At 60.2% G+C, this 20542-nt stretch carries 20 protein-coding genes; 9 read left to right on the forward strand and 11 right to left on the reverse strand.

Going from position 1 to position 20542, the window contains the following annotated elements:
• Positions 1-71 precede the first annotated feature (71 nt).
• The 3 genes from Q1A51_RS03965 to Q1A51_RS03975 form a co-directional block, all read right to left on the reverse strand.
• Positions 72-1001, reverse strand: coding sequence for a sterol desaturase family protein (locus Q1A51_RS03965; RefSeq protein WP_299599578.1), 930 nt, complete (start codon positions 999-1001; stop codon positions 72-74).
• Positions 998-1387 (reverse strand): hypothetical protein, encoded by a 390-nt coding sequence (locus Q1A51_RS03970; protein WP_299599576.1) that lies wholly within the window; start codon positions 1385-1387, stop codon positions 998-1000. Before Q1A51_RS03970 ends, Q1A51_RS03965 begins: the two co-directional genes overlap by 4 nt.
• Before the next feature lie 548 nt (positions 1388-1935).
• A complete protein-coding gene (locus tag Q1A51_RS03975) occupies positions 1936-2502 on the reverse strand; it encodes a TlpA disulfide reductase family protein (protein ID WP_299599574.1) in 567 nt (188 codons plus the stop codon).
• Positions 2503-2527: 25 nt separating this feature from the next.
• Between Q1A51_RS03975 and argH the strand changes: the two genes are divergently transcribed.
• The 5 genes from argH (at position 2528) to Q1A51_RS04000 (ending at position 8384) form a co-directional block, all read left to right on the forward strand.
• Complete coding sequence (argH, locus tag Q1A51_RS03980; protein ID WP_299599572.1) at positions 2528-3919, forward strand: argininosuccinate lyase; 1392 nt, start codon at positions 2528-2530, stop codon at positions 3917-3919.
• Positions 3916-4092 carry a hypothetical protein gene (locus Q1A51_RS03985; protein ID WP_299201241.1) on the forward strand — a complete coding sequence of 59 codons (177 nt, stop codon included), beginning with the start codon at positions 3916-3918 and terminating at the stop codon, positions 4090-4092. Before argH ends, Q1A51_RS03985 begins: the two co-directional genes overlap by 4 nt.
• A gap of 3 nt (positions 4093-4095) precedes the next feature.
• Positions 4096-4413 carry a DUF2834 domain-containing protein gene (locus Q1A51_RS03990; RefSeq protein WP_299599570.1) on the forward strand — a complete coding sequence of 106 codons (318 nt, stop codon included), beginning with the start codon at positions 4096-4098 and terminating at the stop codon, positions 4411-4413.
• A 37-nt stretch (positions 4414-4450) separates the two neighbouring features.
• On the forward strand, positions 4451-5716 hold the full coding sequence (gene lysA / locus Q1A51_RS03995; RefSeq protein WP_299599568.1) for a diaminopimelate decarboxylase: 1266 nt from the start codon (positions 4451-4453) through the stop codon (positions 5714-5716).
• A 67-nt stretch (positions 5717-5783) separates the two neighbouring features.
• Positions 5784-8384: a TIGR02302 family protein gene (locus tag Q1A51_RS04000; RefSeq protein WP_299599566.1), complete on the forward strand. Its 2601-nt coding sequence runs from the start codon at positions 5784-5786 to the stop codon at positions 8382-8384.
• 3 nt (positions 8385-8387) lie between these two features.
• Here the strand turns inward: Q1A51_RS04000 and Q1A51_RS04005 are convergent, their stop codons facing one another.
• Complete coding sequence (locus Q1A51_RS04005; RefSeq protein ID WP_299599564.1) at positions 8388-9200, reverse strand: zinc-ribbon domain-containing protein; 813 nt, start codon at positions 9198-9200, stop codon at positions 8388-8390.
• A gap of 147 nt (positions 9201-9347) precedes the next feature.
• On the opposite strand from Q1A51_RS04005, the gene Q1A51_RS04010 reads away from it, so the two are divergent.
• The 4 genes from Q1A51_RS04010 to Q1A51_RS04025 are packed head-to-tail and all read left to right on the forward strand — an operon-like array spanning position 9348 to position 12244.
• Positions 9348-10025 carry an ATP-binding cassette domain-containing protein gene (locus Q1A51_RS04010; protein ID WP_299201258.1) on the forward strand — a complete coding sequence of 226 codons (678 nt, stop codon included), beginning with the start codon at positions 9348-9350 and terminating at the stop codon, positions 10023-10025.
• Entirely contained in the window at positions 10022-10927 is a 906-nt protein-coding gene (locus Q1A51_RS04015; protein WP_299671171.1) for an FtsX-like permease family protein, read from the forward strand. Before Q1A51_RS04010 ends, Q1A51_RS04015 begins: the two co-directional genes overlap by 4 nt.
• The gene (locus Q1A51_RS04020) at positions 10927-11655 is read left to right on the forward strand and encodes a lysophospholipid acyltransferase family protein (RefSeq protein ID WP_299599559.1); all 729 of its coding nucleotides are present in this window, start codon (positions 10927-10929) and stop codon (positions 11653-11655) included. Before Q1A51_RS04015 ends, Q1A51_RS04020 begins: the two co-directional genes overlap by 1 nt.
• Positions 11642-12244, forward strand: a complete 603-nt coding sequence (locus tag Q1A51_RS04025; protein ID WP_299599558.1) for a pyridoxamine 5'-phosphate oxidase family protein — start codon at positions 11642-11644, stop codon at positions 12242-12244. The genes Q1A51_RS04020 and Q1A51_RS04025 overlap by 14 nt, the downstream gene beginning before the upstream one ends.
• Positions 12245-12308: 64 nt before the next feature.
• On the opposite strand, the gene Q1A51_RS04030 is transcribed toward Q1A51_RS04025, so the two are convergent.
• The 7 genes from Q1A51_RS04030 to Q1A51_RS04060 all read right to left on the reverse strand — a co-directional run bounded on the left by Q1A51_RS04030 (position 12309) and on the right by Q1A51_RS04060 (position 20436).
• Positions 12309-12809 (reverse strand): fasciclin domain-containing protein, encoded by a 501-nt coding sequence (locus Q1A51_RS04030; RefSeq protein WP_299201269.1) that lies wholly within the window; start codon positions 12807-12809, stop codon positions 12309-12311.
• A gap of 295 nt (positions 12810-13104) precedes the next feature.
• The gene (gene lpdA, locus Q1A51_RS04035) at positions 13105-14493 is read right to left on the reverse strand and encodes a dihydrolipoyl dehydrogenase (RefSeq protein ID WP_299599557.1); all 1389 of its coding nucleotides are present in this window, start codon (positions 14491-14493) and stop codon (positions 13105-13107) included.
• A 78-nt stretch (positions 14494-14571) separates the two neighbouring features.
• Positions 14572-14982 carry an MAPEG family protein gene (locus tag Q1A51_RS04040; RefSeq protein ID WP_299599555.1) on the reverse strand — a complete coding sequence of 137 codons (411 nt, stop codon included), beginning with the start codon at positions 14980-14982 and terminating at the stop codon, positions 14572-14574.
• A 13-nt stretch (positions 14983-14995) separates the two neighbouring features.
• Positions 14996-15388: an MAPEG family protein gene (locus tag Q1A51_RS04045; RefSeq protein WP_299599553.1), complete on the reverse strand. Its 393-nt coding sequence runs from the start codon at positions 15386-15388 to the stop codon at positions 14996-14998.
• Positions 15385-15951, reverse strand: coding sequence for a hypothetical protein (locus Q1A51_RS04050; RefSeq protein WP_299599551.1), 567 nt, complete (start codon positions 15949-15951; stop codon positions 15385-15387). Before Q1A51_RS04050 ends, Q1A51_RS04045 begins: the two co-directional genes overlap by 4 nt.
• Positions 15951-17474, reverse strand: a complete 1524-nt coding sequence (odhB, locus tag Q1A51_RS04055; protein ID WP_299599549.1) for a 2-oxoglutarate dehydrogenase complex dihydrolipoyllysine-residue succinyltransferase — start codon at positions 17472-17474, stop codon at positions 15951-15953. Before odhB ends, Q1A51_RS04050 begins: the two co-directional genes overlap by 1 nt.
• Before the next feature lie 4 nt (positions 17475-17478).
• Positions 17479-20436 (reverse strand): 2-oxoglutarate dehydrogenase E1 component, encoded by a 2958-nt coding sequence (locus Q1A51_RS04060; RefSeq protein ID WP_299599547.1) that lies wholly within the window; start codon positions 20434-20436, stop codon positions 17479-17481.
• Between the last annotated feature and the right edge of the window lie 106 nt (positions 20437-20542).

Below are 20542 nucleotides of genomic sequence, written 5' to 3' on the forward strand. Positions count from 1 at the left end.
ATGACATGATTTTGAGGCCTTGCCCTCGCCTTGCGGGCGGCCCCATCGTGTTTCCGGTCAAGATAAACGGTTTAGTTGAACCCTGGCGTGCCCTTGTCCTGAGGCGCGCGTTCCAGATGCTTGCCCTTGATCTTTGCTGAAGTATCGCGGGAGCCATCGTGGCTCCATCCCGGTGGGGCAACTGTGTAGAGCAGGCGATCTTTGAGCGTCAGCCCACGTTGGGTGACATCCTTCCAGATGCCGACCCATTCGTGAAACGCGACCCGGATCGGGTTGAAGGTGCCGATGTTCTGGACCAGCCCGTAGTCCGGCTTTTCACTGTCCAGCTCTGGAACAAAGGTGCCGAAAATCTTGTCCCAGATGATGAAGACACCAGCGTAATTGGCATCGAGATACCTAGCGTTGCGTCCGTGATGGACGCGGTGGTGACTGGGTGTGTTCATCACGGCCTCGACCGAGCGGGGCAGTTTTCTGATGGCTTCGGTATGAATCCAGAATTGGTAGATCAGGTTGAGGCCGCCGACGAACAGCACCATGGCCGGGTGAAAGCCGAGCAGGATCAAGGGTGCACGGACAACCATCATGAAGGTGAAGGTGCCTGTCCAGGTCTGCCGCAATGCCGTTGTCAGGTTGTAGTGTTGGCTGGAGTGGTGGTTGACGTGGCTGGCCCAGACCCAGCGGATGCGGTGCCCGAAACGGTGCACCCAGTAGTACCGCAGGTCATCCAGCACGAAGCAGATCAGCACAACCCAGATGCCGGTTCCGAGATCAAATGGGGTGATCGCCCAGAGCCACATGAAAAACCCCCAGGCGATGAAGCCCAAGATGATGCCCGACGCGACACTGCCAGCCCCCATGATCAGCGATGTGACGGCGTCACGTGTTTCGTAGCGCCCGCCGCGATGTTTGATGACGATCCACGCCAGTTCGATGGCAATCGCGACGATGAAGAAGGGGACAGCGAGTTGTACGACGTCGGGGTAGGTCAGGTCGCTCATCATTTTTGGGTGATCCACGTTTGCCAGTCGGTGTATTCGTCGGAGGTGAGATGCAGCCGCACTTTCGGAGCGGCATAGTCATCAAGGTAAAGCGTTGTCGATTTTGCGTTGATGCGGAGCGTTTCGTTGCCTGTCAGCAGTCGGGCGCATGTGTCTGCCCCCATCTGCCACAGGATACCCGGACCGCGCTCTGTCGTGATCCGTGCGGCACGTCCATCGGCGGTGATCATTGTCTTTTCGATCACATCATCCGGGTGCGCGCGCAGCCATGCGGCACTGGCTGTTTCCGGTGTGAAAGGCGGGACCTTGGACAAGCCAAGCCAATGCAACACGAGCGCAATGCCCGCGATGCCACCGACCACTAAAATGAGCAGGATGTGCAATGGCACGGCCTGATCCTCCCTGTTGCCACTTCAGCGTAGCAGGCGCGCAATCGTCAAGCTTGGCGTTGCGTCAGGTTTGTTTATGGAACGCAGGTACAGTGAGCCATGTGTAAACGTATGTTATTGTTAATAAATATTAAAAAATAAGTATCGCTTGCGAGCTGCGGCTTATCGCATCAAAGGCCAGTGGCGTTTGAAGACGATAGTACGTTATCCGCGTGACATGTATCGCGTGTTGTTTTTCTCCGGAAAGGCCTGGATACGTAGCCCCACGGCTGCTGATGTTGCCGCGGCGTGGCCAGGGTTCGAAGCAGACTTTGCCGGGTTGAGCAGAGATGCCGACGAACACGTGTCTAAGGAACACCTTAATGGGCCGACATGGTGATCGTCATGCAACATCGGCAGAAGCGGCTCTTGCAATAGAGGTTTGGTGCCAATTTACGCGATGTGGCTGTGCGTGTCTTGAATGTTCCCGACCGCTTTGGGTTTATGGACCCGGAGCTGGTCGAACTCATCACACCCCGGTTAAGTCGCATTCAGCCAATGAATGGCAGTTAGCTGTCTTCGCGCTCGATCAATGTTGCGATGATCGCCTTGGCGCTGTCCGATGACCAGTCGGCATCGCCGCGAAGGCGGGCGATCTCGCGCCCTTTGGGGTCGATCAGAACGGTGATTGGCAGGCCAAAGATGCCCATTTGCGCGGCCAGCTTCTGTTTCGGGTCTTGATGACGGGGCAGGTTGGTTGCGTTGATTTCTTCAAGGAATTTCACAATGGCGGCCGGGTTGTTCCGGCCTGTCGCGATGGTCACCACCTCGAAGTCGTCGCCACCGAATTCGGCTTGCAATTCTGATAGCATGGGCATTTCGTGCCGACAGGGCGCGCACCATGTGGCCCAGAAATTCACCAGGATATGCTTGCCTTCATAGTCGGCGAGCGAACCCTCACCTTCGCCATCGGCCAGATCGAAGGATTGCATCGACACCGCTTCGGGTGTGCCGTGGAAGATCAGTTTTTTCATGTCGCCGTCCCGCAGGGCTGCGGCGGCATCCGTGTCGGCGAGCGCGGGAATTGCACCAAGGCTCAGGGCCATGTAGAGGGCTGCGACAACAGTTTTTTTCATGTCTCTTCCTTAGGTGGGCGACCAGATGACCGACAAATCCGCGAATGCAATGTGGGGAGGCCGTTTTGCGGCAGGGCCAGATGCGATCATGGAGGCAATCAATGCCTCGATCGGATTTGACCAGCGCATGGCGTCCCAGGACATCGCGGGTTCTCGCGCCCATGCCGCCATGTTGGGCGCCACCGGCATCCTGAGTGATAAGGATGTGGAGGCGATCCGGGAAGGGCTGCTCACGGTCTTGTCAGAAATTGACGCAGGCACGTTTCAGTTTTCGACGGCTCTGGAAGACATCCACATGAATGTCGAGGCGCGGCTGAAAGAGGTGATCGGCGAGCCTGCGGGGCGTTTGCACACGGGGCGCAGCCGGAATGATCAGGTTGCCACCGATTTCAAATTGTGGGTGCGGGAACAGTTTGACGCGGCGGAGGGTGCGTTGTTGTCGCTGATCGCTGCCCTTCTGGATCAGGCAGAGGCGGGCGCCGACTGGGTTATGCCCGGTTTCACCCATTTGCAAACAGCGCAGCCGGTCACATGGGGCCATCACATGATGGCCTATGTCGAGATGTTTGGCCGTGACCTGTCTCGCGTGCGCGATGCGCGCGCCCGGATGAACGAAAGTCCCTTGGGGGCGGCAGCGCTTGCGGGGACGTCTTTCCCGATTGATCGACAGATGACGGCGGAGGCGCTGGGTTTTGACCGGCCTGCCGCAAACTCTTTGGATGCCGTGAGTGATCGTGATTTTGCGCTGGAGTTCCTGGGTGCGGCCAGCATCTGTGCCGTACACCTGTCCCGTTTTGCGGAAGAATTGGTGATCTGGTCTTCGGCTCAATTCCGGTTTGTCACCTTGTCCGACAGATTTTCGACCGGATCGTCGATCATGCCGCAGAAGAAGAACCCCGATGCTGCCGAACTGATCCGGGCCAAGGTGGGCCGTATCTATGGCGCGCACACAGCGCTGATGATGGTGATGAAGGGCCTGCCGCTGACTTATTCCAAAGATATGCAAGAGGACAAGGAACAGGTGTTCGACGCGGCCGACAACTGGATGTTGGCGCTGGCCGCTATGGACGGGATGGTGCGTGACATGACCGCGAATCGCGACAGTCTGGCTGCTGCGGCGGGTTCCGGTTTCTCGACCGCGACCGACCTGGCCGACTGGCTGGTGCGCGTTCTGGGTCTGCCTTTCCGCGATGCGCATCACATCACCGGCAGCCTCGTGGCGCTGGCCGAGGCCGAGGGGTGTGACCTGCCTGATCTGACCCTGGAGCAGATGAAAACCGCGCATGAAAGCATCACTGACGATGTTTTCACTGTTTTGACCGTGGAAAACTCCGTTGCTTCGCGTACAAGTTACGGAGGCACTGCGCCCACTCAAGTCCGTGCGCAGGTCGCCCGATGGAGAGAGGTGATTGCATGATCCGCGTTCTTTGTGTCCTGTCCCTGCTGGCCCTTGCAGCCTGCGGTGCTGATGGTGAGCCGGTGCAACCGCATGCGGGCGTAAACATCGGTGTGGGATCCGGCGGCGTGCACGCAGGTGGCACTGTGGGCGTCAGCAGAGGACCCCTGTCCGTCGGCGTGAGTCTTTTCTGATCCATGGCCCCCATTCGCATGATCTACCTTGGCCTTGCCATTTGGGGGGCCATCCATCCGATGTACTATTTCGTTAGCTGGTTTCAGGCTAACAGCTGGGATTTGATGGCGATGGTTGATGCGTGGCATGTGAACGCTGCCACCAGCGGTCTGGTCTGGGACCTGACCATTGCGGCTCTTGCCCTAACCATTTGGATCATCTCGGAAGTGGCGGTGCGCCGGAACTGGATCGCGCTTGTCGCCATTCCTGCAACATTTTGCATCGGTGTCAGTTGTGGCCTGCCTTTGTACCTGTTTTTACGGTCCCGCCCCGTCACCTGATTGATCCCGGCCAGCTTGCCCGATAAAGGCGCGTGTCATGGATCATTTTCTGTATCGCGATGGCGTGTTGCACGCCGAAGATGTCCCGGTGGCCGACATAGCCGCTTCCGTGGGCACGCCGTTCTATGTCTACTCTACGGCCACCTTGCTACGTCACTTCAAACTTTTTGATGATGCGCTGGAGGGGATGGACCATCTTGTCTGCTATGCGATGAAGGCGGCCAGTAATCAGGCGATCCTCAAGACCCTTGCGCAGGCGGGTGCTGGCATGGACGTGGTGTCGGGCGGTGAATATGCACGGGCCAGGGCCGCAGGTGTGCCGGGCGACAAGATCGTGTTTTCTGGCGTGGGAAAGACGGCCGACGAGATTCGCAAGGCCCTGATCGGCGGCATTCGCCAGTTCAACGTGGAATCTGAACCCGAGCTGGAGGTGCTGAACCGCGTCGCGGGCGAGGTCGGTGTCATCGCCCCCATCACCATCCGGGTGAACCCGGACGTAGATGCCAAGACCCACGCCAAGATCGCAACGGGCAAGTCCGAGAACAAGTTCGGAATCCCAATTGCCCGCGCACGCGAGGTTTATGCCATGGCGGGCGCGATGGACCACCTCGAGGTTATAGGTATCGACGTGCATATCGGCAGTCAGCTGACTGATCTGACTCCGTTCGAGCTGGCCTATCAGAAGGTGGCCGAGTTGACTGTGCAGCTGCGCGAGGATGGGCATGACATTCGCCGCCTCGATCTGGGTGGCGGTCTGGGTATTCCCTATGCCCGTTCCAACGAAGCACCGCCGCTGCCCACCGATTATGGTGCGCTGATCAAGCGAACTGTTGGGCATCTGGGCTGCGAGGTCGAGATCGAACCCGGGCGCCTGATCGCGGGCAACGCGGGGTTGATGGTATCCGAAGTCATCTATGTCAAATCAGGCGAGGGGCGGGATTTCCTGATCCTGGATGGAGCAATGAACGACCTGATCCGTCCGGCGATGTACGAGGCCCATCACGACATCGTTCCCGTGATCGAGCCTGCTCCGGGCACGGAACAGGCCCCCTATGACATCGTGGGGCCAGTTTGCGAATCCGGGGATACGTTTGCCAAACAGCGCATGATGCCGCCCCTTGCGGCCGGAGACCTTGTCGCTTTTCGGTCGGCCGGCGCCTATGGCGCGGTTATGAGCAGTGAATACAATACGCGGCCGCTGATCCCCGAAGTTTTGGTCAATGGTGATCAATACGCGGTGATCCGCGCACGCCCGACCTTTGACGAAATGATAAATCGCGATACCATCCCTGAGTGGCTCTGACGTGTTCAGGGCCTCTTGAGGCTTTGGGCGCTATGGTGCGCCGCGACACCGGCAAGGGACGCGATGAATGGCGAGTTTTTCCAGGCATGACGTTCGGCATGGGCTGAAGGCGTTGCGCTGGCCGCTTGCGCTAACGCGGGCGGGTATGTTTGCCGAGGCGTTCTGGCAAGCCACGTGGCCGCTGGCAACCGTGGTGCTGGGGTGCTTGGCGATGCTTATGCTGGGCCTCCACGACACTGTCATGGTCGAACTGGTCTGGTTCCTTGGTGTCGTCGCGGCGTTGGCAAGCATCGGTGCATTGATCTACGCCTTGCGCCGGTTCCGTATCCCGACGCGCGAGGCGGCACTGGTCAGATTGGACGAAACGCTGCCAGGCCGCCCCATTCAGGCGCTGATGGATGAACAGGCCATTGGGGACGACGATGCCGCGTCGACGGCCGTGTGGCGCGCGCACCAGGCACGCATGGCCGAGCGTGCTGCCGCTGCGCAACCCGTCCCTGCCGATCTACGCATCGCCCGCCGCGATCCCTATGCCCTGCGCTATGTTGCGGTGCTAATCTTTGCCGTGGCGCTGATCTTTGGCTCTATTTGGCGTGTTGGGTCGGTGACCGACATGACACCGGGCGCAGGCAACGGGTTGGCAACGGGCCCGGTGTGGGAAGGTTGGGCTGAAAGCCCGCGCTACACCGGACGCCCAACCATCTATCTGAATGACATTGCAGAGGGGCCGCTTGAAGTCCCTGCGGGGTCGCTGATCACCTTGCGCCTGTACGGCGAGGTCGGCGCGCTGACCATTGCGGAAACCGTGTCCGGCCGCATTGGCGAAGTGCCCCCGGCATCGGACCCGGAACAGGACTTTACTGTTGTCCAGTCGGGCGAGATTGCGATCAACGGACCAGGTGGGCGGACGTGGGGGGTGACCGTTTTGCCGGATATCCCTCCTGCTATCGCTGTTTTGGAAGCCCCGGAAGCGACTGCGCTGGGTGAGATGACACTCCCCTTTGGCGCATCTGACGACTATGGGGTCGAGGCGGGCGAGGCCCGTTTTTTCCTGGATCTGGATGAGGTGGATCGCCGCCACGGCCTGCGCATCGCGCCCGAACAGCGTCCTGAAATTACAGCTTCATTGCCAATGCCGTTCACGGGCGATCGGACCGAGTTTGAGGAAGCGTTGGTCGAGGATTTCTCGGAACATCCATGGGCGAACCTGCCTGTGACGGTCGTTATGACTGCACTTGATGCCGCGGAACAGCAGTCGGAAACCGAACCGTTCCAGATGATCCTACCCGGACGACGGTTCTTTGATCCGATGGCCGCCTCCATCATCGAGCAACGCCGCGATCTGTTGTGGTCGAAAGACAATAGCGCCCGTGTTGCGCAGATTTTGCGCGCTGTGGCCCACCGTCCGGACGACGTTTTCCGCCGCGAAGTGGATCAGTTGCGCCTGCGCCGTGTCATCACACGGCTTGAAACGCTGGCCAGCTATGGCCTGACCGATGAGCAACAGGAAGATGTTGCGCGCGATATGTGGGACCTTGCCCTCGGGATTGAGGAAGGGGACCTGTCCGACGCGTTGGAGCGTTTGCGTCGTGCTCGCGAACGGTTGGAGCAAGCAATGCGCGATGGTGCCAGCCAAGCCGAGATCGAGGAGTTGATGCAGGAGCTGCGTCGGGCGACCGATGATTACATGCAGCAACTGTCCCGTCAGGCAGAGTTGGATCGGCAAGAGAATGACGAGAACCCGCGCAACCAGCCGCAGAACCAGATGCAGATGACGCAGGACGATATCCAGCGCATGATGGATCGCATTCAGGAGCTGATGGAGCAAGGCCGCATGGCCGAGGCCGAACAGGCCCTGCGCGAGTTGCAGGAGATGCTTGAGAATATGCAGGTCACCCAAGGGCAAGGCGGCGAAGGCCAAAGCCCTGGAGAGCAGGCCATGGAAGGGTTGGCCGAGACCTTGCGTGAACAGCAAGGCCTGAGCGATCAGGCGTTCCGCGATCTGCAAGAGCAGTTCAATCCCAATGCGCAAACTGGTGAAAGTCAGGGCAACGAAGGCCGTGATGGCGGTCAGGGTCGGGGCAACCAGCACAGTCAGGGCGGCGAAGGCCAGGGCGAGCAGGGCACCGATGAGGGCGGCGGCGAAGGCAATGAGCAGGCCGAGGGGCAATCCGAGGGATCTCTTGCCGACCGCCAGCAGGCGTTGCGGGACGAGTTGCGCCGCCAACAGGGTAGCCTGCCAGGCGCGGGCACGCCCGAGGGCGATGATGCGCGCGATGCGTTGGATCGCGCAGGCCGCGCCATGGACGGTGCGGAAGAGGCCTTGCGCGAACGTGATTTCGCAGAGGCTATCGACAATCAGTCGCAGGCCATGGAGGCGCTGCGGGAAGGTATGCGCGCGTTGGGCGAAGCGATGCAGCAGGAACAACAGAACGCGCAGCAGGGTCAGGGCACTAGCGAAAGTGATCGCCGGGCCGAAGCGCGTGATCCCCTTGGCCGTGATCCGGGGGCAAATGGTTCTGTAGGTACCGAGGAAGGGCTGCTTCAGGGCGAAGACGTGTACCGCCGCGCCCGCGATCTGCTGGACGAAATTCGCCGCCGCTCGGGTGATGGCGAACGTCCTGACGTGGAACTTGACTACCTCAAGCGCCTATTGGATCGGTTTTAAGGCTTAGCCTTCCTCTTCCGGTGCGGACAGGTTGTCGAGCCAGGTCAAACCCGCTTCAACTTGCCCATCCAGCCAAACCCGTGCGCTGTCGACCTGCGCCACATAAGCACTGAGAAACGGATCGGCTTGGGGAACCGCCCGCGCGATATCCGGCGCAAAGACATAGATCGCGCCAAGGATCACCGCGAGCAGGATCATTAGCGTAAAACCACGACGGAAACTGGACTTGCGCGGCGCCACTTCTGCCAGATCGGTTGCGGTATCTGCCGTAGGCGCAGTCTGGCGGTCACCGGTCGATCGAAGAGTCGAGTTGATTTCCTCTATATCCGGCAACAGGTCACGGCGGGACCCGATAGCGGCCGCTGTCACCGCCGCTTCCGAAACCTGTTCCGGGGCGGCCTCCTCGCCACGCATCCGTGCCATTCGCTCGCGCGCTTCTCGGGCACGGCGATCTGAATCCGTCTCAGCGCTGTCGAGACCAAGGTCAGGTTGACTTTCAAGGCCCTCAGCCTCGGTGGCCCGGGCTTGTGCTTCGATCTCCGCTTCCTGGCGCAGAATGTCGGCAACCGAAGAATCCAGTTCGCGCCGCTGGGGCTCGGGCGCGTCAGCGCGTTCTTCGTCCTCGACCGGTTCATCATCCGGCGGGCTCAGATCCGCAGGTGCTTCCGCCTCCTCCGGCTCCTCAGGGGCGTGGTCGCGATGATGCTGAAACCAGGTCTGGCCGCAGTTAGAACACTGCACATCGCGCCCCTCGGAGGGGATCACGTCATCGACAACCTCGTATTGGGCATCGCAATTGGGACATATCAGCCGCATTTTGGGTCCTGCCTCAGTTTTACGTGTTACCATATGTTGTAGGAATTGTTCAGAAAAGACATAAGTGCGACCACCGCTGTCGGAGCATTCAGATTGAATCCGGCATGGTGCTGAGGCACAACAGGTGCCAAAGGGGCGAGGGCACGCGTGATCGAGCTGGAAAATGTAGCCTACAGCTATGGTGGGGGTGAATTGCTGTCCGATATTTCGGTCAAGCTGGCCCCTGGGTCCTTTCATTTTTTGACGGGCCCCTCTGGCGCGGGCAAGACCACCCTTCTCAAGCTGTGTTACGGGGCGTTGCTACCCACGGCAGGACATATTCGCTTGTTTGAGCGTGATGTGCGCAGCCTTGAACGCGATGATGTGGCAATGATCCGGCGCAAAGTTGGGGTGGTGCATCAGGATGTGCAGTTTCTGGATCATTTGAACGTGTCCGACAACGTCGCCCTGCCTTTGACAGTGTCGGGGCGACAAGCTGAAGCGGCAAACGGTGATCTGACCGAGCTTATGGCTTGGGTTGGATTGACCCACCGGGCTGACGCGATGCCGCCCGAGCTGTCGGGGGGCGAACGCCAACGTGCAGCACTGGCCCGTGCTGTCATCATGTCGCCCGACGTTGTGCTGGCGGACGAACCCACCGGCAACGTCGATTGGGAGATGTCACAGCGCTTGCTCACCCTACTGGTCGAGTTGAACAGGATGGGTAAAACAGTGCTGCTGGCCACCCATGACCTATCCCTGATCCGCGCCGCCAAGGCACAGGTACAGGCACGCGTCTTGCGCATCTCGAACCGCCGGGTGCAGCTTGCGGGGGCCGACCTGTGACTTTTGGCCGGAACACCTTGCGCGCTCTTCTGGTGGGTGATCGACATGCGGACCGGGTTGTTCCGCCCACGGGCTTTACAGCGCAACTGACCCTATTCGTGTCGGGTGCGATGGCCTTTCTGGCGGTTTTTGCGCTTGCCTTGTCACTGGCGTCGGGCCGGTTGGCCGACCGATGGGGAGAGGAACTGGCGCGCACGGCGACCATTCGTATCGTGGCACCGGAAGATCAACGGGCGATCCAGACCGCTGCCGCTTTGCAGGTACTGTCCACAACACCGGGCATCGCAGGCGCGCGTGCCCTGACGGACGAAGAACAACAGGCCTTGCTGGCCCCGTGGTTTGGGCAGGAGCTGCCGTTGGATACACTGCCCGTCCCCCGGCTGATCGAGATTGAAGCGGCAGATCAGGGGTTCGACGCCACGGGCCTGCGCTTGCGTCTGGCGGCGGAGGTTCCCGGGGCAGTGCTGGATGATCATGGCCGCTGGCGCGAACCACTTGTGTCCGCAGCACAGCGGATGCGCCTACTGGGGTGGACTGTGGCTTTGCTCATTGTTGGGACTGTCGCTGCCATGGTGACATTGGCTGCAAACGCTGCACTGGCTGCCAATGCGCAGGTCATTGCCGTGCTCCGGCTCGTGGGGGCGACAGACAGCTATATCGCAAATGCCTTTGTTAGGCGCTTTACGCTGCGGGCCCTCGTTGGCTCTGTCGTGGGGGCCATCATCGGTGTGATCGCCGTATGGCTCATGCCTTCGGGCGGAGATAGCCCCGGCTTTCTGACAGGGCTTGGTTTTACCGGCGCGGGATGGTTGGTGCCCGTCTTTTTGCCCCTCGTTTGCGCGGCAGTGGCATTGTTCGCCACGGCCTATGCGGCCAGCCGCGCCCTAAGGACCCTCACGTAATGCAGATGATCCGTTCCGCCCTGTTCGTGGGCCAGATTTACGTCGCCATGCTCGTTCTTGGCATCGTGTTCGCCCCCTATGCCATCTTCAGTCGCAATGGGGCCTATACGGCCTGCAAGACCTATTGCAAGTGGGTGTTCTGGACCATGGGCTGGATGGTGGGCATCAAGGGTGAAGTGCGCGGCGAGGTCCCACAGGGCGAGGTGCTTATCGCAGCCAAGCACCAGTCCTTTCTGGACATCATGCTGATCTTTCATGCCTTACCCGCAGCCAAGTTCATAATGAAGCGCGAGCTGCTCTATGCGCCGATCATTGGCATTTATGCAAAACGGCTGGGGTGCGTTCCAGTGGCCCGCGGGAAACGGGGAGCGGCCATCGCCAAGATGGTGCGGGACGTGGAAGCTGGACGTGCCAATCCTGGGCAATTGATCATCTATTCGCAGGGCACGCGCGTGGCACCAGGGGTCAAGGCCGCCTACAAGGTTGGAACCGCCGTTCTGTATGAGCAACTTGGACAGCCATGTGTACCCGTTGCGACAAATGTTGGGGTGTTCTGGCCGCGCAAGGGTATCTTGCGCAAGCCCGGCACCGCGATCGTGGAGTTTCTGCCTGTGTTGCCAGAAGGTATGACGCGCGATGCGTTTATGACTGAGCTGGAGGAAACGGTCGAGGCACGGTCAGACGCGCTGATGCGCGAAGGAGGGTTTGAGCCCAATGGAGTTCATTGAAGACATTCCTGCGTTGGAAGCCCTGTACGGCACGCCGGGGCAACCGTCGTTGCGTAAGGTGGCCGACCATCTGACCCCGCTTTACGCCGAGTGGATCGCCGCATCACGCTTTGTGGTGCTGACGACTGTTGGTCCGGATGGAACCGACGGCAGCCCGCGCGGTGATGATGGACCCGTCGTGCTGCAGCTTGACCCAAAAACACTGGCGCTGCCGGATTGGCGTGGGAACCAGCGGCTCGACAGCTTGCGCAACATCGTCGAGGACGGGCGTGTGTCACTGATGTTCATGGTGCCGGGGTCGAATACCGTCGTGCGGGTAAATGGTGAGGCTCGGCTAACAGCGGATGAGGGGCTGAGACAGCAGTTCGAGCAGAAGGGGAGGCATCCGGCAACGGTGATCGTGATTCGCGTGGGAGAGGTCTACACCCAATGCGCGCGGGCACTGATCCGGTCAGGTCTGTGGTTGCGCGACGATGCCGAGGGCCTGCCAACTCCAGGCGAGATCCTTGCAGAAGTGTCTCAAGGGGATGAAGGCGGGGCATCGTATGATGCGGCATGGCCCGAGCGCGCGGCCCGGACCATGTGGTAGCCGTTTTCTGGTACAGAAAACGGGCCGGAAACGCTGTCAGTTTCCGGCACTGCTCGGACCTGTTTTAAGGCAGTAGCACTGCGTCGATGGCGTGGATCACACCGTTCGACGCAAAGATGTCCGGCTGAATGACATTGGCATCATTCACTTTAACGCCTGACCCGAACTTGCCGACGATCCCGTTCACATCCAGTGTACCGCCTTGCACGGTTGTCACGTTCTGGCGCGTGCCAAGCACGTCACCCGCCGTGATCTGGCCCGGTACAACATGGTACGTCAGGATATTGACCAGTTGGTCTTTGTTTTCGGGCAAGAGCAAATTGTCGACGGTGCCAGCGGGCAGCGCGGCGAATGCGTCATTTGTAGGGGCGAAGACGGTGAAGGGACCGGGCCCCTTCAGCGTATCGACCAGTCCGGCCGCCTGAATTGCGGCGACGAGGGTTGAGAAGTTCGGATCGCCAGCCGCGATATCTACGATGTCCGGGTCTTGCGGTTGCGCGCATGCGGCCAGTGTCAACAGGGCAGCGCCGCCCCCGATCAGTTTCAAAGTGCTGCGACGATCCATGATGATGTCCTCTTGTCGTTTGGCAATAATCTATCAGGCCCAGTGGGCTGCCTTATCAAAGAGCGTGGTTTGCCAAAAAGGAAATGACGGGCATCCCTATAAATAGGCGTGAACGCGCCATGCGGCGGATTTGCTCCGAGGGCGAAACCGTTCGGTGGCGGATGGTCGCCAGTTTGAGGCCAGTTCACGTTATCTATGGACAGGTGGCGCTGTGCTCTGGCCCGGCTCGCCTCCAAGAAGCAAAAAAGGCCGGCTCTTTTAGAACCGACCTTCTCGTTAGCATTGTGCGGTGTGACTAGCTATGAATCGCCCCAAGGCCGCAGGCCAGCGCCGCCTCGCGCACCGCCTCGGAGTAGGTGGGGTGCGCGTGGCAGGTCAGCGCCAAGTCTTCTGCCGAGGCGCCGAATTCCATCGCCACGCAGACCTCGTGGATCAGGTCGCCTGCGCTCGGGCCGATGATGTGCGCCCCAAGGATGCGGTCGGTTTCGGCGTCGGCGAGGATCTTGACGAACCCGTCTGCGGCAAAGTTTGCTTTGGCCCGACCGTTGCCCATGAAGCTGAACTTGCCCGCCTTGTACTTACGCCCTTCGGCTTTCAGCATTTCTTCGGTCGCACCGACGTTGGCCACCTCGGGGTGCGTGTAAATTACGCCAGGGATCACGCCGTAGTTCACGTGGCCATGCTTGCCTGCCACTTGATCGGCGGCGGCCATGCCTTCATCCTCGGCCTTGTGGGCGAGCATTGGTCCCTCGATCACGTCACCGATGGCGTAGATGCCGGGGATGTTGGTCTGCCAGTGCGCGTCAACGGCGATCTGGCCGCGGTCGGTCATCTTGATCCCAAGTGCTTCCAGGCCCAGCCCGTCGGTGTAGGGCTTGCGGCCTGTAGCGACCAGAACGACGTCTGCGTCGACTTCGTGTTCGCTGTCATCCTTGCGCAGCTTGTAGTGGACCTTGGCCTTGTTCTTGGCAACATCGACCTTTCGCACGGCAGCACCCATGGTAAAGCTGAGGCCCTGCTTGGTCATGATTTTCTGGAACTGGCGCTGCACCTCGGAATCCATGCCGGGTGTGACGGCGTCGAGGAATTCGATAACTTGTACTTCGGACCCCAGGCGCTTGTAGACCGAGCCAAGCTCCAGCCCGATTACGCCAGCGCCGATCACCACCATCTTCTTCGGGATCTTGCCCAGTTCCAACGCCCCGGTGGAGCTGACGACAACCTTTTCGTCAATCTCGACCCCCGGAAGGGTGGCGACATCAGACCCGGTGGCGATGATGATGCTCTTGGCCTCGTGGACCTCATCTCCGACTTTGACCTTGCCTGCTTCGGGAATGCTGCCCCAGCCCTTGAGCCAGTCGACCTTGTTCTTTTTGAACAGGAATTCGACACCCTTGGTGTTCTGACCGATAGTGTCGGTCTTGTATTGCAGCATCTGCTTCCAATCGACGGATGGCGATTTACCCTTGAGGCCCATGGCGCCGAAATTGTGCTCAGCCTCGTGCAGCATGTGGCTGGCGTGCAGCAGCGCTTTCGAAGGGATACAGCCGACGTTCAGGCAAGTGCCGCCCAATGTCTCGCGCCCCTCGACGCAGGCGGTTTTCAGGCCGAGTTGCGCGCAGCGGATGGCGCAGACATAGCCGCCGGGGCCGGAGCCGATGATGATTACGTCGTAAGAAGCCATGGGTTTGGTCCTTTTGCTTTGGCGTCGGACCGGTGGCGCTGCCCCCGGACCCCCGTGGTATTTTCAGTCAGAAGAAGATCATGTGAGCGCCGCGATTAACATGAAGGGTGCGGAGAGGAAGCCCACGAACCAGATTAGCGACCGCCATGGGGTCAGGCCGAAGTAGTAGGCGGGGATATAGAGGATGCGGGCAGCAAGATAGGTCCAGGCGCAAGCGGCAGTAAAGCGAGTATTGGCGTCTGCGAGCGACACCACCATGACGGCTATGGTGAAAAGCGCGAGGCTTTCGAAGTGGTTTTCCCAAGCCCGGATCAGGCGGGCCGTTCTGTCGGACACCTGATCCTGAATGTCGCCGCCCAAACGATTGCGGTCCCGCGGGGACAGTGTCTTGCCTTGCGGCAATTCGATGTTCGTGGGCACGGCCATGAGTGCGAATTGCAGCACTTGCAGAAGGGCCGCGAGGGCAAGGGCGGTGAGTTCGGGTGTCATCACGCGTGTCCGATCAGGCCCCCAGAAGTGGCAACAGCATCAGCACCAGCCCGCCAAGCGAGGCGAACCACGCGATGGAGCGGACCATGGGGATGCCAGAGGCATAGGCGGGGATGTAGGCAACGCGTGCCCAGAACCAGAGGGCTGCACCTGTGGCACTGGTCGCCGTGCCAAGGTCGGTGACTTTTAGCATCAGGGCGAGGGCGATGAATGCGGGCAGGGTTTCAAGGTAGTTCTTGAGCGCGCGCTGGATGCGGCCAGCGATCAGGTTCTGGTCGCGCTGCTCGTCCTGTGGGCCAAGCGCCCAGCCGAGGCCCTTTGACAGGTCCGAGAACGTGGCCTGAATGATTGCGTGAGCGATCAACAGGATGACTGCGTAGGTCAGGTAGGTGAGTTCTGGGGTCATTGGGCCTCACTTTTTTTCGTTTGGCTGAACTGTGGGTCAGCATCAGCCTCGGCCAACATAGTGCTTGCTTTTGCAGCTTGCCGTTTGCTTAACTGTTTCTGATCTACATTGCTGAGAATTCCATTTAGCAGGCGGAATTCTTCTTCGGTTGCTATATGACCGCGACGTAACGCGGCCTTCACTTTCCCCATTGGGTCACCGACGTCTTCGAAAAAATCGCGACCAGTCCTCTCTTGATACAACTCGGGGATCTTCGCATCGCTCAGCGGATTTTGCTCATTTTCGTCTTCGATGGCTTGCCAAATCCCTTCGACAAAGTCGTTGATCCCTTCTTGAAGCCCTGCAAGGTGCGTCGATGCGGTCCAACGTGTTTTGTCACGCTGATCTTCGGGAACACCTGGCCAGCTCCACTCACGCTGAGCATCAAAGTCCTCAATCATCGTTTCTTTGCTGAGCCAACCGCTTCGAGAAGCTTCACCAGTCGCATCGCCGAGAAACGAGTAGATTTCCGCTAGCCTGATGAATTCGTTCCTGATTTCAGTCCGTGTTCGACGTTTAGACATTACAAATCCATCAACAATCGCCGCGGATCCTCCAGCGCTTCTTTCACACGTACGAGGAACGTCACCGCCCCTTTGCCATCCACAATCCGGTGGTCATAGCTCAGCGCCAGATACATCATCGGGCGGATAACCACTTGACCACCAATCGCCATGGGACGGTCCTGGATCTTGTGCATACCCAATATACCCGACTGCGGCGGGTTCAGGATGGGTGAGGACATGAGCGAACCGTAGACGCCGCCGTTCGAAATGGTGAATGTGCCGCCCTGCATTTCGGCCATGCTCAGCTTGCCGTCACGGGCGCGCGCGCCTTTTTCAGCAATCGCCTGTTCAATGGCGTGGAAGGACATGGCGTCTGCGTCCCGGATCACGGGGACCACGAGGCCTGTGGGCGTGCCCGCGGCGATGCCCATGTGCACGAAGTTCTTGTAGACGATGTCGGTGCCGTCAATCTCGGCATTGACCTCGGGCACTTCTTTCAGGGCGTGGCAGCAGGCCTTGGTGAAGAAGGACATGAAGCCCAGCTTGACACCATGTTTCTTCAGGAACAGGTCTTTGTACTCGTTCCGCAGGGCCATCACCTCGGTCATGTCGACCTCGTTATAGGTGGTGAGCATGGCGGCGGTGTTCTGACTGTCCTTCAGGCGCTTGGCGATGGTCTGTCGCAGGCGGGTCATCTTCACCCGTTCCTCGCGCGCGGCGTCATCGGCAGCGACCGGCGCACGGGGCGCGGCGACGGGGGCCGCCGGGGCAGGTGCGGTGGCTGCAGCTGCAACGGCTTTGGCTACATCCTCTTTCATCACACGGCCATCGCGACCCGTTCCGGTGACTTGGTCGCCACTGATCCCGGCCTCGGCCATCGCTTTCTGAGCTGACGGCGCATTTTCGACATCCGAGCGGCCTGTCCCCGCGGGGACAGCAGCCGGTGCGGCCTCGGGGGAGGCTGCGGCAGGCGCGGCGGCTGCGCCAGAGGATGAGATCACGGCCAATTTGGCCGATGCGTCTACGGTGGTCCCTTCGGGTGCCGTGATTTCGGCAAGGACACCGGCGGCGGGGGCAGGCACTTCGACGCTGACCTTGTCGGTTTCCAGCTCACAGAGCATTTCGTCTTGGGCGACGCTGTCGCCCACAGCTTTGAACCATGTGGATACGGTTGCTTCGGTCACGCTTTCACCCAATGTGGGCACCATGACGTCAACACTGTCTCCGCTCTTAGCGGGAGCGGCAGCGGGCGCTTCGGCCTTTGGAGCAGCCTTGGGCGCGTCGCTGGATGCTGCCGCTGCCCCACCTTCGGCGATGTTGGCGAGCAGGGCGTCCACGCCAACGGTTTCGCCCTCCGCCGCCACGATGTCAGCCAGCGTTCCCGCCACAGGGCTGGGCACCTCAACCGTAACCTTGTCGGTTTCCAACTCGCACAGCATCTCGTCCACTTGGACACTGTCGCCGGGTTTCTTGAACCATGTGGCGACGGTGGCTTCGGTGACGCTTTCACCCAGGGTGGGCACGCGGACTTCGGTGGTCATGGTGTTATCCTTCGATGGTCAGCGCTTCGTTCACGAGCGCGGCTTGTTGGGCTTTGTGCTGGCTGGCCAGACCTGTAGCAGGGCTGGCAGAGGTGGCGCGGCCCACGTAAGCGGGGCGTTGGTGCTTGGCCTTGATGCGGGTCAGGACCCATTCGATATTGGGTTCGATGAATGTCCAGCCGCCCTGGTTCTTGGGCTCTTCCTGGCACCAGACCATTTCGGCCCCTTTGAACCGCTCCAGTTCCTTGACCAGAGAGATCGCCGGGAATGGGTAGAACTGTTCAATCCGCATCAGATAAATGTCGTCAATGCCGCGGGCGTCACGTTCTTCCAACAGGTCGTAGTAAACCTTGCCCGAACACATGACGACGCGCTTGATCTTGTCATCTTTGGCCAGCTTGGTGTCGGAATTTCCGTGCTCAGCATCGTCCCACAGCACACGGTGGAAGGACGAGCCGGTTGTGAACTCGTCGGCCTTGCTGACAGCCAGCTTGTGACGCAGCAGCGATTTGGGTGTCATCAGGATCAGCGGCTTGCGGAAGTCACGGTGAATCTGGCGGCGCAGGATATGGAAGTAGTTGGCGGGCGTCGTGCAGTTGGCGATGATCCAGTTGTCTTGACCGCACATCTGCAAGAAGCGTTCAAGGCGGGCAGAGGAGTGCTCCGGCCCTTGCCCCTCGAACCCGTGCGGCAGCAGAACGGTCAGGCCGGACATGCGCAGCCATTTGCTTTCGCCCGAGCTGATGAACTGGTCGAACATGATCTGCGCGCCGTTGGCAAAGTCGCCGAACTGGGCCTCCCACAGCGTCAGTGCGTTTGGTTCGGCCATAGAGTAGCCATATTCGAAGCCCAACACCGCGTATTCCGACAGCATGGAGTCGATCACTTCATACTGCGCTTGGCCCGCCCGGATCTGGTTGAGAGGGTAGTACCGCTCTTCGGTCTCCTGGTTCACGTAACCTGAGTGCCGTTGGCTGAACGTGCCGCGGGTCGAGTCCTGACCGGCGAGGCGCACCGGGAACCCTTCGGTCAGAAGCGAGCCGAATGCCAGCGCCTCACCCGTGGCCCAGTCAAAGCCTTCGCCGCTGTCGAACATCTTCCTCTTGGCCTCGATCAGACGGCCCACGGTCTTGTGCATCGGGAAGCCGTCTGGCGTGGATGTGAGGGCCTTGCCCACATCGGCCAGGGTTTCCGGTGCGATGGCCGTCTTGCCGCGCTGGTAGTCTTCCTTGTTCTTGTCGAGGTGAGACCACTTGCCGTCCAGCCAATCGGCCTTGTTCGGTTTGTAGTCCTTGCCCGCCTCGAACTCGTCATTCATCTGGGCCTGGAAGGCGGCTTTCATATCCTCGATCTCGCCCTCGGGGATTAGGCCATCACGGACCAGGCGTTCGGTATATAGCGTGAGCGTCGTTTTGTGCTTCTTGATCCGCTTGTACATCACCGGGTTGGTGAACATGGGCTCGTCGCCCTCGTTGTGGCCGAAGCGGCGATAGCAGAAGATGTCGATCACCACGTCCTTGCGGAACTTCTGACGGAACTCTGTGGCCACCTTTGCGGCGTGCACAACGGCTTCTGGATCATCCCCGTTCACGTGGAAGATGGGCGCCTCGACCACCAACGCGTTGTCGGTGGGATAGGGGGACGAGCGCGAGAAGTGCGGCGCGGTGGTAAAACCAATCTGGTTGTTCACCACGATGTGCATGGTGCCACCGGTCTTGTGGCCGCGCAGGCCAGACAGCGCGAAGCATTCAGCCACAACACCCTGACCGGCAAACGCCGCATCACCATGCAGCAGGATCGGCATGACGCTGGTGCGTTCGTGGTCGTTGTTCTGGTCCTGTTTGGCACGCGCTTTGCCCAGCACCACCGGGTTCACGGCTTCGAGGTGCGAGGGGTTCGCAGTGAGCGAAAGGTGGACGGTGTTGCCATCGAACTCACGGTCGGAAGAAGCGCCAAGGTGGTACTTCACATCGCCGGACCCGTCCACGTCCTCCGGTTTGAAGCTGCCGCCCTGGAATTCGTTGAAGATCGCCTTGTAGGGTTTGGCCATCACGTTTGCCAATACCGACAGGCGCCCGCGGTGGGGCATCCCGATCACGATGTCCTTGACTCCCAGCGCACCGCCGCGCTTGATGATCTGCTCCATCGCGGGGATCAGGCTTTCGCCGCCATCCAGACCGAAGCGTTTGGTGCCCATGTACTTGACGTGCAGGAATTTCTCAAAGCCCTCGGCCTCGACCATCTTGTTCAGGATCGCCTTGCGCCCCTCACGGGTGAACTGGATTTCCTTGCCGAACCCCTCGATCCGCTCCTTGAGCCAGCTGGCCTCCTCGGGGTCCGAGATGTGCATGTATTGCAGGGCAAAGGTGCCGCAATAGGTGCGTTTCACGATGGCCACGATTTCGCGCATCGTAGCGACTTGCAGGCCCAGCACGTTGTCGATGAAGATGGGGCGGTCCATGTCGGCCTCTGTGAAACCGTAGGATTTTGGGTCCAGCTCGGGGTGCGGGGTCTGATCACGCATGCCCAGCGGGTCGAGGTCGGCCACAAGGTGCCCCCGGATGCGATAGGCGCGGATGATCATCAGCGCGCGGATGCTGTCTAGGACGGCGCGTTTGATCTGGTCATCACTGACTTCAACGCCCTTTTCCACAGCCTTCGCTTTGATCTTGTCGCCCGCGCCTTTGACCTCCACCGGGGCGGCCCACTCACCCGTCAGCGCCTGGGTTAGATCATCGCCCGGAACCGGAGGCCAATCTGTGCGCGCCCAGGACGGCCCCTCAGCTTCGCGTTTGACGGACACCTCGTCATCGCCCATCGCCTTGAAGAACGCCTGCCAGCTTTCGTCCACCGCGCCGGGGTCATTGGCGTAGCGTGCGTACATCTGTTCGAGGTATTCCGCATTGTGCCCCTGCATGAAGGAGGAGGCATGGAATTGGTCGTTGGGGGATTGGTCGGTCATTGGTGTACCTCAGCACAGAGCTCGGGCGGGAACGTCGCCCTTGAGCCATTGGATCCAAGACGGGTCCAGGGTTTCAAATTGGGCATCATCAGTGTCGCAAATTGCC

The organism is uncultured Tateyamaria sp., from assembly GCF_947496075.1.
GTDB lineage: Bacteria > Pseudomonadota > Alphaproteobacteria > Rhodobacterales > Rhodobacteraceae > Tateyamaria.

Coding starts and splice junctions, on each gene's coding strand:
- odhB (WP_299599549.1), bottom strand. CDS start 17,474: ATGACCACCGAAGTCCGCGTGCCCACCCTGGGTGAAAGCGTCACCGAA.
- Q1A51_RS04040 (WP_299599555.1), bottom strand. CDS start 14,982: ATGACACCCGAACTCACCGCCCTTGCCCTCGCGGCCCTTCTGCAAGTG.
- Q1A51_RS04030 (WP_299201269.1), bottom strand. CDS start 12,809: ATGGATCGTCGCAGCACTTTGAAACTGATCGGGGGCGGCGCTGCCCTG.
- Q1A51_RS04000 (WP_299599566.1), top strand. CDS start 5,784: ATGGCGAGTTTTTCCAGGCATGACGTTCGGCATGGGCTGAAGGCGTTG.
- Q1A51_RS04025 (WP_299599558.1), top strand. CDS start 11,642: ATGGAGTTCATTGAAGACATTCCTGCGTTGGAAGCCCTGTACGGCACG.
- argH (WP_299599572.1), top strand. CDS start 2,528: ATGACCGACAAATCCGCGAATGCAATGTGGGGAGGCCGTTTTGCGGCA.
- lysA (WP_299599568.1), top strand. CDS start 4,451: ATGGATCATTTTCTGTATCGCGATGGCGTGTTGCACGCCGAAGATGTC.
- Q1A51_RS04050 (WP_299599551.1), bottom strand. CDS start 15,951: ATGTCTAAACGTCGAACACGGACTGAAATCAGGAACGAATTCATCAGG.
- Q1A51_RS04005 (WP_299599564.1), bottom strand. CDS start 9,200: ATGCGGCTGATATGTCCCAATTGCGATGCCCAATACGAGGTTGTCGAT.
- lpdA (WP_299599557.1), bottom strand. CDS start 14,493: ATGGCTTCTTACGACGTAATCATCATCGGCTCCGGCCCCGGCGGCTAT.
- Q1A51_RS03975 (WP_299599574.1), bottom strand. CDS start 2,502: ATGAAAAAAACTGTTGTCGCAGCCCTCTACATGGCCCTGAGCCTTGGT.
- Q1A51_RS03990 (WP_299599570.1), top strand. CDS start 4,096: ATGGCCCCCATTCGCATGATCTACCTTGGCCTTGCCATTTGGGGGGCC.
- Q1A51_RS04045 (WP_299599553.1), bottom strand. CDS start 15,388: ATGACCCCAGAACTCACCTACCTGACCTACGCAGTCATCCTGTTGATC.
- Q1A51_RS03965 (WP_299599578.1), bottom strand. CDS start 1,001: ATGATGAGCGACCTGACCTACCCCGACGTCGTACAACTCGCTGTCCCC.
- Q1A51_RS04060 (WP_299599547.1), bottom strand. CDS start 20,436: ATGACCGACCAATCCCCCAACGACCAATTCCATGCCTCCTCCTTCATG.
- Q1A51_RS04020 (WP_299599559.1), top strand. CDS start 10,927: ATGCAGATGATCCGTTCCGCCCTGTTCGTGGGCCAGATTTACGTCGCC.
- Q1A51_RS03985 (WP_299201241.1), top strand. CDS start 3,916: ATGATCCGCGTTCTTTGTGTCCTGTCCCTGCTGGCCCTTGCAGCCTGC.